The organism is Arthrobacter sp. LAR12-1-1.1, from assembly GCF_040676555.1.
Taxonomy (GTDB): domain Bacteria; phylum Actinomycetota; class Actinomycetes; order Actinomycetales; family Micrococcaceae; genus Arthrobacter.
In genome coordinates, this window is sequence record NZ_JBEGIG010000001.1 from 327,123 (window position 1) to 339,163 (window position 12,041).

Below are 12,041 nucleotides of genomic sequence, written 5' to 3' on the forward strand. Positions count from 1 at the left end.
ACTCCAATGATCGGCCCGCCTGCAAAGGCACATCTGCACAGGTTCACCAGTTGCGGGGCCTCACTTTGCCGTGCCCACCTACCAACCCCCGCCTTCCGGGCGGCACCAGAAAGGCCCCAACACATGCAGTACATCGGCATTAATCACGACGGCGGCTCATGGGCGGCTGCCCTCCTCGGCCAACGGGTGGTTCCGCTGGCCCCTGTTCCTGACTTCTGGGCCGATGCCGCCGGTTGGCAGGAGAAAGCGCTTTCCCTGCCAGCCGACGCGCTGACGAATGACTCCGCCGGCGCGCTGGAGCGCGCCGACGTCACCGAAGTGCCGCTGGTCCCGGCCTCGGCCCGGGTGATCTGCGTTGGCCTGAACTACAAGGCCCACGCCGCGGAAGGCAGCTACAAGGACCAGGAACTGCCTCCCTACCCCACACTGTTCGGGCGCTGGACGGCCTCCCTTTCGGTGGGAAACGTGCCGGTCCCTGTACCCGCGGGCGAAGACGGCCTGGACTGGGAAGGTGAGGTGGCCGCCTACATTGGCCAGCGCCTAGAATCCGCCGACGAGGCTGCGGCCGCCGACTCGGTCTTCGGCTACTCCACGTTCAATGACCTCACCGCCCGCCGGGCCCAGAAACTCACTTCGCAGTGGACACTGGGCAAGAACGGCGACTTCAGCGGACCCCTCGGGCCGCTGGTCAGCCGTGACGAGGCCGGGGACCTTCGCGAGGGATTGCAGGTCCGGACCCGGGTCAACGGCACCGAGGTCCAGAACGGCAACACCCGGGACATGATCTTCTCCGTGCCCGCCATCATCGCGCTCATCAGCCAGACACTGACCCTGCATCCTGGTGACATCATCGCCACGGGAACTCCGGAAGGGGTGGGTTACGTACGCACCCCGCCGTGGCTCCTGCAGCCCGGCGACACGGTCGAGGTGGAAATCGACACCCTGGGAACGCTCACCACGCCCGTGGGCGGGCCAGCACTGCGGGCCAGGGCCTGATGACCGCCGTCAGCAACGCGGCCCTCGATGCCTTGCCGGACCGGGTGCCCGCGCTGATCGCCGGCGGAGGACCCAGCGGACTGTTCCTCGCCCTGGACCTGGCACACCGCGGGATCCGCAGCCTCGTCATCGAGCCGCGGACCACCATTGACCCGGACCGGCCGCGCGCCAAGACCACGAACGCGCGGACCATGACCCACCTGCGCCGCCTTGGGCTGGCCGACAAACTCCGCAACGCCGCCCCGCTGCCGGTCGCGTACGCCCAGGACGTCATCTTCTGTTCCGCCCTGACCGGCCACGAAGTCACCCGGTTCCGCCAAGCCTTCCAGCTGGTCCTGGGCCGGTACGGCCCCCAGCCCGAATGCGGCCAGCAGGTCCCGCAGCCCGTCGTGGAGGCCGTCCTCCGGGGAGCCGTCGCCGATTCCCCGCTCATTACGCTGCTGACCGGCCTGAGCGTTGAAGACCTCGACATCAACCAGGGCAGCGGAGCCTCGAATTTCGGCCCGCGGCGCTTCGGCTCGCGCGTGGCAGTGTCCGACGCAACGGGGCGGCGCAAAGCGGTCGACTGCAGCTTCGTCGCCGCGGCCGACGGCGGCTCCTCCACCGTGCGCCGCCGCCTGAACATCCGCCTGGCCGGCGGCTCCGCCGAGCTCTCCAACATCAGTGTCCTTTTCCGTTCCGACAGCCTCGCCGCCGCGATCGCCCTGGATCCGGCCGTCCAGTACTGGGTCCTGGGACCGGATGTTTCGGGCATGGTGGGGCGGCTGGATCTTGGGAACACCTGGTGGGCCATCATCCAGGGCGTGGACGGCAGCGGATCACCCGACGCCGGACATCTGGTTCGCTCACTGGTGGGGGCCGACGTCGACGTCGAAGTCATCGCCACCGACCCCTGGACCGCCCGCATGCTGCTCGCCCCGGGGTACGGGCACGATGGCGTGTTCCTTGTCGGTGACGCGGCGCATCTGAACCCGCCCTGGGGCGGCCACGGCTTCAACACGTGCATCGGCGACGCCGCCAACCTGGCCTGGAAGATCGCCGCCGCCCTGGAGGGCTGGGGCGGCCCCGCCCTGCCGGGCAGCTACGAGTTGGAGCGGCGGCCGGTTGCGGCCCGGACCATCCGGGATGCCGCCGCCAACGGGCAGTCGCTCGCCTACCACTTCGCGGATCCGGCCCTGGGCCGGGGGGATGCGGACGGCGAGGCGGCCCGGCAGGTTGCCAAAGACGCGCTGGCGGTCAAACAAAGTGAGTTCGACTCGCTCGGGCTGGTGCTGGGCTACGGGTATGGCTCCTCGCCGCTGGTGGTTCCGGACGGCCGGCCCGTACCCGCCGAGGACCCCGTGAGCTACGTCCCCTCCGCCAGCCCGGGATCGCTGCTGCCCCACACCTGGCTCGACGAGACAACGTCGCTGTATGACCTGCTGGGCACCGGTTTCACCCTCCTGGTGGACCGCGACAGCATGGGCGGCGGCACTGCCGGGCAGGCGTACGCGGCGGCCCAGGCCGCCGCCGCGGTGCGCGGCATCCCGCTGGCCGTCGTCGGCGTCGGCCCCGACCATCACGGAACCGCCATGGCCACGCACTGGCAGGCCGCCGCGGTGCTGGTCCGCCCGGACCAGCACGTCGCCTGGCGGGGGACCGACCCGGTGAAGGCCGCCGCGGCCATTGGCGTGGCCGCCGGCTGGCCGCTGGCAACACCATCCGAAGACCCCGACAGGAGTTCACGTGTCCGAGCCATCCTTCCGTGACTATCTCTACCCGCCCGACCACCCGCGGGTGGCGCAGATCCGTGGCCTGGATGCCCGGGGCTATGCCGAGGCGGCGAAGACCGACCCCTTCGCAGGTCCCATGATCAAAGGCTGGGCCGCCCAGTATCCCGAGCCCTTCACCGGCGTGACCAGCGACGGCGTCCGCCGGGCCGGGCTGTATCCCCTCGCGCCGGCACCGGCGGGGGAGGAAGCACCCGCTGCCGCCATGACAGCCGCCGCCCGGGACCTGCTGGCCGGCCTCACCCCGGCAGAGGCCCGGCGGCTCCGCTACGGCGTGGACGCGCACGAATGGCAGAGCTGGGCCAACCCGGAATTCATGCAGCACGACACAGGCCTCCGCCTGGACGAGCTGGCCCCCGCCGTCCGGGATCGGATCCTGGCCGTCCTGGAAGCGAGCCTGAGCCCGGCCGGATACGGGCTGGTCCGGAACCTGATGCGGATCAACGGATTCCTTGGTGACCTCGTGGAGCTGCCCGAGCTCATGAACGAGTACAGCTACAACTTCGCCCTCTACGGGGAACCGTCGGAGACGGCCCCCTGGGGCTGGCAGCTCTTCGGGCACCACGTGGCGCTCAACGTCGTGGTGGCCGGGACCCAGCTGGTGGTTGCCCCGGTGTTCCTGGGCGCTGAACCGGACGTGATTGACGCTGGCCCGCACCAGGGCGTGGCGGTTTTCAAGGAGCGGATCGCCCATGCCCGGCGCCTCATGGAGTCCATGCCCGGGCCGCTGCGGGAGCAGGCCACACTCTTCGCGGACATGCAGGATCCGGGGATGCCCGAAGGCCGGCTGCACCCCGGGGACGAACGGCACCTGGCCGGCTGCTTCCAGGACAACCGCGTGATTCCCTACGAGGGCATCCCGGTCAGTGCGATGCCCGCCGCGGCCCGGGTGGTCCTGGACGAGCTCGTGGCAGACTTCATCGCGTTCCTCCCCGACGGGCCGCGGTCCGCCCGCCGGCGGGAGATCGCGGCCCACTGGGACGAGACCTGGTTCTGCTGGATCGGCGGGTGGGAGGCATCGGACTCCTTCTACTTCCGCCTGCAAAGCCCCGTGCTGGTCATGGAGCTGGATCACCATACCGGCGTCTTCCTCAGCAACGACACCCCCGCGCCGTTTCACATGCACACGGTGATGCGGACGCCCAACGGCAACGACTATGGCCGCGAACTCGTCCGCCAGCATCAGGAGGCCGGCCGGTTTCGGGGAACGGGCCGGGCTGGAAGCTGAATCCGCAGTCACCGAATATGCAGCCACCGACTAAACAGCCAGGGTCCGGAACTCCGAGGAGTTCCGGACCCTGGCTGTTTGCTGGGCTGAGTTCCTTGGCCGGACTAGATGTCCAGCGCGGCGCGGCGCTGCGGCGGGGGACCCACCACCGTCAGGTCCATCTCGGCCTGGGCCCGGCCGAAGCCCTCCATGTCCATGTAGGGCGTGCCGCCCTCGGTGTACATGTAGTCCTCGGTGGGCTTGTTGAAGTACTCGAAGAAGCCGTTGAAGACCGACGGCGTCAGGAAACCGACCATCTGGGTGTTGTGGGAGTCGAAGGCGAACGAGTGGATGGTTCCGGCCGGTGCGTGGAGGAAGTCGCCCTTGGTGAGCAGCACCTCGCGGCCGTTGGCGTAGATCCACATCCGGCCCTCGGTGCACAGGAAGTTTTCCGTGTGCTGTTCATGGAAATGCAGCGGAATGTAGGGCGACTTGGCGCCCTTGGTGTGGACGGCAAAGTAGTTCGATCCCGTGTTCGCCGGCCGGGACAGGTAGGTGAACATGGTCTGGTAACTGACCAGCCGCTCGCCCTCGCCTGCACTGAGGAAGTACGGGCTCTGGGCCGCCGGCAGTCCGGCGTCCTGCCGGAAGGTCGGCGCCACGCGTTCGACGTCGGGGAACGTCATGCCGAACTCCGCGCCCACCTCGGCGCACTCCCGCAAAGTGAGCTTCCGGCCCGCCCTGACCGGCGGGACGTGCGAATCGATGGGCGTGCCGACGCGTTCGTAGTACGCTTCGGCGCCTCCGGGTGTCATCCAGTTTAGGAACCGGGTGTAGTGGCTCGCCATCCGGTACGCGTGCGGGGTTCCTGGCGGGATCACCACGGAATCCCCGGGAGCCAGGATCCGGCTTTCGCCAGGCAGCCAGACGTGCAGAATGCCGTCGAAGACATACAGCGTTTTGTGTTCCACCGCGTGGCTCACAAACGGCGATTCGGCCCCCATGCCGCCGGAGATGTAGGCGGCGCTGAACATCCCACCGGTGTCCGCCGCGCGGGCGATGACCGTGACCAGCTGGCCGTTGATCTCATAACGGGCGCCCTCGCCCGACGCCATGTAGTACGGGACGGCGTCGCCCGGCAGCGCATTGGCCACCGGGAGCTGCTTGTTCATTTCCTCAACGCTGAGGGACATCGCATCCTTCTTTCCTGTCAGGGGACTGCGGGTTGTCCCCAAGACTGCCTCGGATTCTCCGCCGCCACGACCTCTATTTCCAATGGATGAAACACTTCTGCCGCTTCGCTCCGCGCCTCTGGCCGCAAGACGGCTGCTCCGGGGCGGCATGCGGGCGGCAGGCCTAGGCACCCGCGGGGTTCGCCCGATACGGTCCAAAGTCCCTGTTTTCGCGTCAGTGCTCCCGGCTACTCTGGCGTGAGGCGCATGGCGGTCCGTGATGCGAGCCGGTGCGCCTTCAGCCAAGAACAATGGGGGGGTACGTTGTCCAACGATTCAGTCATGACCTGGCTTCCTGGCGATGCGGGCCGCGCAGCGGCGGCGGAGCCTTCTGAGCGGGTCGACGCCGTCGCCGTCGCCCCCTGTTGGGACCGGGTCCTCCCGCCGCCGTCCCCGGGCGCCAGCCGCGCTGCCTACTGCCGCGACCATTGGCCGCCCCTGTAGGGACACCGCGGAGGCGGCATTGTTGCTGCCCGCAGCGACCTCGCGCGGGACCGTTGGCTGCTATTTACCTAGGATTTACGTGCCCGGCCTTGTGGGCGTTTCAAGGCCCCAGCGAGACTAATAGGACGGGCTGACGTCATCTGTTCAGCCGCAAGGACAAACCAAACCAGTGGGCAGCAGCGAAGCCTTCCCCGTCTCTCCGTGGCAATGATGTCCGGACGGGGAGCCCGCGAATCGGGAGGATCGTCATGGCCGGCACATTTGAACTCTTCGTAGATGCCGATGCCTGCATTAGGTTCCGGCTCAGGGCCCCGGACGGGGCAATACTGGCCGTCTCAAAGGGCTTTGCAAACAAGCCCGCTGCGGTTGCCGGCATCACCGCCATGCGCGAGTACGCCGGCATGGGCCTGATCAGTGACCTGTGCCCGGAAGAGTTGCCCGCAACTCCACCGGCACCGCGGACAAAGCCCGCTCCCACACCTGTGCCTGGCGTCGACCGGCGGGTGCACGACAATGATCTCCGCATCCGCGCCAGGGCCCTCCGCCGCCCGGCGCACGGGCCGGGCGCGATCGGCGTCGGCTGATCCGGCAGGTGACGCGGCAGCCCGGCCCCGGCCGACCGAGGCCGACCGTCCCCGGCGGATGTTGATGCCGGGGCGCCGTTAGGGGTCCATTCCAGCGTGCACCGGAACGAACTCGATCTTGTTCGCCGGGTGGACCGTCTTCTTGGGGGCCCGCGAGAACCCTTTGGCGTCCAGGTGGTTCTGGGCCCGGTACTCGGCCAGGGCCTCGTCGTAGATGCCGTTGAGCCTGCGCCCGGAGTAGACCTGCTCTGAGCCATCCGTGAAAGTGATGCTGATAAGTGACTTTTCCGGGAAGTGCCTGTTCATACGGATGAAACCCTCGGCGTCCTGCTTGAGATTGATCATGTGGTTCCCACTTTCGTGATCGAGTTGATCCAGTCTCCCGCCTTCGCTGTATCTAATCCAACCGGTCCAATCCAACCTGCCGGACCGAACCGGCTGGCGGCCGTCGTCGATTGGGTGGCCTGCACTACCCGGAGGCATATGCTTCCACCGCTTGCTGCAGTACCGGGCTGTAACGGTCCCAGGAGTCGGCGGGAGCTGCGGCAACCAGGACACTGCCGCCCCGCGTTCCTGCAACGAGGCAGGCGATCTCCCGGTATTTGTGCCCGCCGATGCGGGTTACATATGTGTCCTCCACACATGAGCCGAGGCCACCGCGGAACGGCATTCCGGCACGGTCCGCCAGCCGGTTCGCAGACGCGGCGTGTTCGCCCGTGAGGTGGGCGAGCCGAAACTCGGGCCAATTGGACTGCGACTCCTCGCCTTGTTGCGGCGTTGCGTTGAGATAGATCTTGAGAACTCCGTTCGGCGCCGTGACGGTAGCAGATACGGTGCCGGGGTCGCCCGGGGTGGGAGTTGCATCGGGCGGGATGGACAACACCGCTGTTGCGTCCGGCAGTTCCATCGATTGCCACCCCGCCGGGGCAGGGCCGGCGTGGAACCAGGAGAACGGTGTTGCGCCGGACGGGGCGGCACCCGGTGTCTGGTTCCCGGGGCGGGAACCGCAGCCGCTGGCGGCCAGCACCGCCGTCGTCCCCAGCACCCCAACGATCAGCAGTGACCTTCGACAGCGTGCTCGAAGCGCCCCGATGGACCTATTTGTTGCCGTCACCGTCGTCCGGTCCTCCGTTGTTGTCGGCATCATGGTCGTTCCCGCCAAGTGCAGGGGCGGGCGTAACCATGGGCCGCGGAACCATGGGCCGCGGCGGAACGACGCGTCGCGGTGCGGGGACGGGCGGCCGGACCATCGGGGCCGGCCGCGGTGGCGGAATCATCGGGGGCGTCACCACGGGAGGCGTGGCGGGCGGTGCCGGGACTACCGGAACCTGAGCGGGGGCTGGCGGTTCAACGGCTGGCGGTGCAAGGGCGGGTGGTCGAGCCGGGCTGGGGCTTGCGTGGACGTTGGGCGACAGTGAGGGGCTCCGCGTCGCGGGCGCCGGTGTGACCGTGCCAGGGGCAGGTGCCGGCATTGCTGTGTGCCCGGCGAAGCAGGCTCCGAGCAACAGCGTCGTGCCCAGCGCAGCCGCAGCATACGCCGGGCGGGAAATTTTCATGGTTTCGCTCCTCGGGGACGGCCGGCCGCGTTCAGCCGGGCTGTCCCTAGAACGGTCCCGGCTGCCCCCGGGTTCAATGCGGCCCCAACTTCCGGCCGAGGACGGGACGAAGCCGAGAGCGGGACGACGCCGGCGGGGCCGGTGAACGGAAAGCGGGCCGGCGTCGTAGTACATGCAAGGAGGCGGAAATGTCCGATCAGGAGGCCGAGCTGCTGCGTTCCTTGCAGGAGGCCTACGGCCCGGCGCTGTGGCGATTCGTCATGGGAATGACCGGTGACAGTACCCTGGCCGACGACGTCGTGCAGGAAACGCTGATCCGCGCCTGGCAACACCCGGCGGTTCTGCAGCGCCCGGAGACGGCGGTGCGCGCCTGGCTCTATACGGTTGCCCGCAATCTGGTCATCGATGACCGGCGCAGCGCCCGGCGACGGCACGAGACTCGGACCGAACAGCTCCCGGAGATTCCCGAAGCGGACCGGGTCGACAGGATCCTGGACGGGTGGCTCGTGTCGGATGCACTGGCCGGACTGTCCGCTGAGCACAGGGCCGTCGTCATCCACGCGTATTACCGCCGGGAGACAACGGCCGAAATCGCGCAAAGCCTTCAGCTGGCGGAAGGAACCGTAAAGTCGCGGTTGCATTACGCGCTGCGGGCGCTGCGACTGGCTCTGCAGGAAGGAGGCTTGACGCCATGATCCAAGACGCAAGGGATGAGTACCGGAGCTGGGATGCTGCCTATGTGCTGGGAACTTTGGTGTCCTCCGAGCGCCACGAGTTCGAGGAACACCTGTCCGGTTGCGCCGGGTGCAGGGCCGCCGTGGCAGAACTGGCCGGAATACCGTCACTGCTGGCCACTCTTTCACCCGAGGAGGCAACCGCCCTCGGGCACAGCGAGCGCGCCAGCCGGACGCCGGGAGTGCTTCCCGGGTTGGCGAAAACGGTCCAGCGCGGACGCCGGCGCGTGCGCCTGGCCGTCGCAGGACTGGTAGTCGGCGCGGCCGCCGCGTCGGGCGCTGTCACCGTTGCGGTCACGGCCCCTGCCCCGCAGGCCGTGCAGGCGCAGGCCGTATCCCCGACGGCGCTGAACTTCACCCCTGTGGTCGACAGTTCGCTGGTTGCGAAGGGCTCCCTTACCCTGCAGCCGTGGGGAACACGGATCGACTGGGAGTGCACATACACGGCTGCACCGGCTGACGCGCCAGGGCCGGAGGGACCCGGCGGTCCGCGCTCCCCGGAGGAGTACGGCTTGGTGGTTGTCGACTCGCACGGCGTCACCACACAGGTGGCCACCTGGGCGGCAACACCCGGGACGGTGGCCACGCCGACGGCGACCACCGTCGTCCGGCTTGCCGACATCCGCCGTGTCGAAATCCGAGCCATCGCCAGCGGAAGCACGATCCTGACCGCGAGCGTGTAGCTCCGGGGACGTCGGGCAGGCCGGCGGACCGGACTCCCGCATGTTTGCCCAGGGACGCGGCGTGCGGATCAGCCGGCGCGCCCGGGGGTGAATTGCGGAGACAATGGAGGCGTGACCTCCGCGACCGCACCCCTCGACCCAGCCTGCTCCAATGGCCTCTTCGACCTCGACGTCATCGGGGCTGGCCTGACTTTTGCGGAATCGCTGGGGGCTCTCGCGGCGGCCCTGCAAGGCGGAGGCGCCGGGGCGTCCGCGGTGGTGCAGGCTCCTCCTGGCACGGGCAAGACGACGCTTGTGCCGCCGCTGCTGGCTAACATCGCGAACAGCAACACCGCGACCCGCGGGAGAGATGGGCGCGGGCGCCGTCCGCGGATCGTGGTCACCCAGCCGCGCCGCGTCGCTGCCCGTGCGGCCGCCCGGCGCCTGGCCACCCTGGACGGCACCCGGCTCGGTGACCGGGTGGGCTACACGGTCCGCGGGGAACGCCAGACGGGTCCCGGAACCGTAATCGAGTTCGTTACCCCCGGCATCCTGCTCCGCCGCCTCCTCGCGGAACCGGGGCTCGAGGGCACCGACGCCGTGATCCTCGACGAGGTCCACGAACGCGGGCTGGAGACCGACCTCCTCTTCGGCATGCTCATCGAAGTCCGCCAGTTGCGCGGTGACCTCACGCTCGTCGCCATGTCGGCGACGCTCGACGCGCCCCGTTTCGCCGCCCTGATCGGAGACGCCCTGATCGGTGAAGGGGCGGCCGGAAACGACGGCGGCGGCCCGGCACCGGTTGTCGACTGTCCGTCCGCGCTGTTCCCGCTGGATGTGGAATGGGCCCCCGCGCCGGTGCCTCGGCTGGACGAACGCGGCGTGGCCCGGGCCTTCCTGGACCACGTGGCCGACACGGCAGCGGCGGGGCACGCCGCCGCGCTGGCCGGCGGACGGGACATTGACGCGCTGGTGTTCGTTCCTGGCGCGTGGGAGGTCTCCTACATTGCCGCGCGGCTGCGCGGCCGGAGCCGCGCTGAGGTCCTGGAACTCCACGGCCAGGCCGGTCCGTCGGAGCAGGACCGCGCCGTCTCCGGGCGTGAACCCGGCGGGGCTGCCCGGATCATCGTTTCCACCGCACTCGCCGAGTCCTCCCTCACCGTCCCCGGCGTCCGGCTGGTCATCGACTCCGGGCTGTCCCGCGAGCCGCGGCGCGACGCCGGCCGCGGGATGTCCGGCCTCGTGACTGTGTCCTGCTCCCGGGCGTCCGCGGAACAACGCGCCGGCCGTGCCGCACGCCAGGGCCCGGGCACGGTGATCCGCTGCTATGACCAGAGGGCCTTTGGCGCCGCGCCGGCCCACCCGACGCCGGAGATTGCGGCAGCTGACCTGACCGGCGCCGCCCTGGTTCTGGCGTGCTGGGGAGCCCCCGGCGGCCGGGGACTGGCCCTGCCGGACGCGCCGCCCCAAGCCGCCATGGACGAGGCCGTTGAAGTGCTGCGGGAACTCGGCGCCATCGCTCCGGACGGTCACGCAACCGAACTGGGCAAGATCCTGGCCCGGGTCCCGACGGACCCCCGGCTTGCCCGCGCCCTGCTGGACGGCGCCGCGACGGTGGGCCACCGCGCGGCGGCCGAGGCAGTGGCCCTGGTCTCGGGGGACCAGCGTGCCCCGGGCGCAGACCTGACCCGCCTGGTCGCCGCGCTGCGGACGGGCAGGGATCCCGGATCCCGGCGGTGGGCGGAAGACGTCCGGCGGATGGAGTCGATCGCGCGCCAGGAGTCCCCTGGCGTCGGGCCCCAGAAGTCAGCCGGCGTCGCGCCGGCTGGGGCGGTGGGCGCTGCGGAGGCGGTCGGGTTCGTCGTCGCGCTGGCCTTTCCGGACCGCGTGGCGCGCCGTGTACCGGGGGAGGGGCCGGCACAATACCTGCTCACGTCCGGAACGCGCGCCGGATTGCCGGCCGGCAGCCCCCTGTCCGGGCACGAGTGGCTGGGCGTGGCCGAAGTATCGCGCGCGCAAGGGCGCGACGCCGCGGGGACCGGCGCCGTCATCCGCTCCGCGGCGCCGCTGACGGCGGGCACCGCGGAGGCCGCCGCCCGCAACCTCCTCAGCGAAACCCTGCAGGCGCGGTTTAGCCAGGGCCGCGTCTCGGCCCGGCGGGAGCGCCGCCTGGGCGCGATCGTGCTTTCGTCCACCCCGGTACGGCCTCCCGCGGACGAAGGCCGCGCAGCTGTGGCCCGCGCCCTGGCGAGCGAGGGGCTGGCGACCATCGGATGGTCGGCGGCGGCGGATGGCTTGCGCCGCCGTCTTGCCCTCCTGCACCGGGAGCTGGGCGGGTCCTGGCCCGACGTTTCCGAGCCGGCGCTGCTGGCCCGGCTGGACGAATGGCTGGCCCCGGAACTCGCGGCGCTGGCCGGCGGGGCATCCACGGGCGGGATCGACCTCGCCGGCCCGCTGAGCCGGCTGCTGCCGTGGCCTGAGGCGGCCCGGCTCGGTGAACTGGTACCGGAGTCGTTGGTGGTCCCCAGCGGGTCACGGATCCGGATCGATTACCCGGACGCGGGCGACACCACCGGCCGGCCGGTAGTGGCCGTCAAGTTGCAGGAGTGCTTCGGCTGGGCCGAGACGCCGCGGCTGGCTGAGGGGCGCGTGCCGGTGCTGTTCCACCTGCTCTCGCCGGCCCGCCGGCCGCTGGCCGTGACGGACGACCTCGCATCGTTCTGGTCCGGGCCCTACGCCCAGGTCCGGGCGGAAATGCGCGGCCGCTATCCCCGGCATCCCTGGCCCGAAGACCCGTGGACCGCGCCCGCGACAGCCCGGACCAAGCCCCGGAACTGACCGCCGGGACCAGCAGCCC

At 70.0% G+C, this 12,041-nt stretch carries 11 protein-coding genes; 8 read left to right on the top strand and 3 right to left on the bottom strand.

The window, feature by feature from the left end:
* Positions 1-123: 123 nt before the first annotated feature.
* Genes MRBLAR12_RS01500 through MRBLAR12_RS01510 form a run of 3 tightly spaced genes read left to right on the top strand, consistent with a single transcriptional unit; the run spans position 124 to position 3,993 of the window.
* A complete protein-coding gene (locus MRBLAR12_RS01500; protein WP_364742949.1) occupies positions 124-996 on the top strand; it encodes a fumarylacetoacetate hydrolase family protein in 873 nt (290 codons plus the stop codon).
* Positions 996-2,744: an FAD-dependent monooxygenase gene (locus MRBLAR12_RS01505; protein WP_364742952.1), complete on the top strand. Its 1,749-nt coding sequence runs from the start codon at positions 996-998 to the stop codon at positions 2,742-2,744. The genes MRBLAR12_RS01500 and MRBLAR12_RS01505 overlap by 1 nt, the downstream gene beginning before the upstream one ends.
* Complete coding sequence (locus MRBLAR12_RS01510; protein ID WP_364742955.1) at positions 2,722-3,993, top strand: DUF3500 domain-containing protein; 1,272 nt, start codon at positions 2,722-2,724, stop codon at positions 3,991-3,993. Before MRBLAR12_RS01505 ends, MRBLAR12_RS01510 begins: the two co-directional genes overlap by 23 nt.
* Positions 3,994-4,097: 104 nt before the next feature.
* Here the strand turns inward: MRBLAR12_RS01510 and MRBLAR12_RS01515 are convergent, their stop codons facing one another.
* Positions 4,098-5,165 (bottom strand): quercetin 2,3-dioxygenase, encoded by a 1,068-nt coding sequence (locus MRBLAR12_RS01515; protein WP_229995794.1) that lies wholly within the window; start codon positions 5,163-5,165, stop codon positions 4,098-4,100.
* A gap of 321 nt (positions 5,166-5,486) precedes the next feature.
* On the opposite strand from MRBLAR12_RS01515, the gene MRBLAR12_RS01520 reads away from it, so the two are divergent.
* Both MRBLAR12_RS01520 and MRBLAR12_RS01525 read left to right on the top strand, forming a co-directional pair.
* The gene (locus MRBLAR12_RS01520) at positions 5,487-5,648 is read left to right on the top strand and encodes a hypothetical protein (protein WP_229995795.1); all 162 of its coding nucleotides are present in this window, start codon (positions 5,487-5,489) and stop codon (positions 5,646-5,648) included.
* A 248-nt stretch (positions 5,649-5,896) separates the two neighbouring features.
* Complete coding sequence (locus MRBLAR12_RS01525) at positions 5,897-6,232, top strand: YegP family protein (RefSeq protein ID WP_364742959.1); 336 nt, start codon at positions 5,897-5,899, stop codon at positions 6,230-6,232.
* Between the two features lie 78 nt (positions 6,233-6,310).
* Here the strand turns inward: MRBLAR12_RS01525 and MRBLAR12_RS01530 are convergent, their stop codons facing one another.
* Positions 6,311-6,577 carry a hypothetical protein gene (locus MRBLAR12_RS01530; protein WP_229995797.1) on the bottom strand — a complete coding sequence of 89 codons (267 nt, stop codon included), beginning with the start codon at positions 6,575-6,577 and terminating at the stop codon, positions 6,311-6,313.
* 124 nt (positions 6,578-6,701) lie between these two features.
* The gene (locus MRBLAR12_RS01535) at positions 6,702-7,379 is read right to left on the bottom strand and encodes a hypothetical protein (RefSeq protein WP_364742962.1); all 678 of its coding nucleotides are present in this window, start codon (positions 7,377-7,379) and stop codon (positions 6,702-6,704) included.
* Positions 7,380-7,976: 597 nt separating this feature from the next.
* Between MRBLAR12_RS01535 and MRBLAR12_RS01540 the strand changes: the two genes are divergently transcribed.
* From MRBLAR12_RS01540 to hrpB, 3 genes are all read left to right on the top strand, one after another.
* Positions 7,977-8,483 carry a sigma-70 family RNA polymerase sigma factor gene (locus MRBLAR12_RS01540; RefSeq protein ID WP_364742965.1) on the top strand — a complete coding sequence of 169 codons (507 nt, stop codon included), beginning with the start codon at positions 7,977-7,979 and terminating at the stop codon, positions 8,481-8,483.
* Positions 8,480-9,205 carry an anti-sigma factor family protein gene (locus MRBLAR12_RS01545; protein WP_364742968.1) on the top strand — a complete coding sequence of 242 codons (726 nt, stop codon included), beginning with the start codon at positions 8,480-8,482 and terminating at the stop codon, positions 9,203-9,205. The genes MRBLAR12_RS01540 and MRBLAR12_RS01545 overlap by 4 nt, the downstream gene beginning before the upstream one ends.
* A 111-nt stretch (positions 9,206-9,316) precedes the next feature.
* The gene (gene hrpB / locus MRBLAR12_RS01550; protein ID WP_364742970.1) at positions 9,317-12,022 is read left to right on the top strand and encodes an ATP-dependent helicase HrpB; all 2,706 of its coding nucleotides are present in this window, start codon (positions 9,317-9,319) and stop codon (positions 12,020-12,022) included.
* Positions 12,023-12,041 lie beyond the last annotated feature (19 nt).

What these genes read in the sequence shown, in the direction of transcription:
- MRBLAR12_RS01515 (WP_229995794.1), bottom strand. Translation starts at nt 5,165, where the DNA reads ATGTCCCTCAGCGTTGAGGAAATGAACAAGCAGCTCCCGGTGGCCAAT.
- MRBLAR12_RS01525 (WP_364742959.1), top strand. Translation starts at nt 5,897, where the DNA reads ATGGCCGGCACATTTGAACTCTTCGTAGATGCCGATGCCTGCATTAGG.
- MRBLAR12_RS01520 (WP_229995795.1), top strand. Translation starts at nt 5,487, where the DNA reads ATGACCTGGCTTCCTGGCGATGCGGGCCGCGCAGCGGCGGCGGAGCCT.
- MRBLAR12_RS01500 (WP_364742949.1), top strand. Translation starts at nt 124, where the DNA reads ATGCAGTACATCGGCATTAATCACGACGGCGGCTCATGGGCGGCTGCC.
- MRBLAR12_RS01535 (WP_364742962.1), bottom strand. Translation starts at nt 7,379, where the DNA reads ATGATGCCGACAACAACGGAGGACCGGACGACGGTGACGGCAACAAAT.
- MRBLAR12_RS01530 (WP_229995797.1), bottom strand. Translation starts at nt 6,577, where the DNA reads ATGATCAATCTCAAGCAGGACGCCGAGGGTTTCATCCGTATGAACAGG.
- MRBLAR12_RS01505 (WP_364742952.1), top strand. Translation starts at nt 996, where the DNA reads ATGACCGCCGTCAGCAACGCGGCCCTCGATGCCTTGCCGGACCGGGTG.
- MRBLAR12_RS01545 (WP_364742968.1), top strand. Translation starts at nt 8,480, where the DNA reads ATGATCCAAGACGCAAGGGATGAGTACCGGAGCTGGGATGCTGCCTAT.
- MRBLAR12_RS01540 (WP_364742965.1), top strand. Translation starts at nt 7,977, where the DNA reads ATGTCCGATCAGGAGGCCGAGCTGCTGCGTTCCTTGCAGGAGGCCTAC.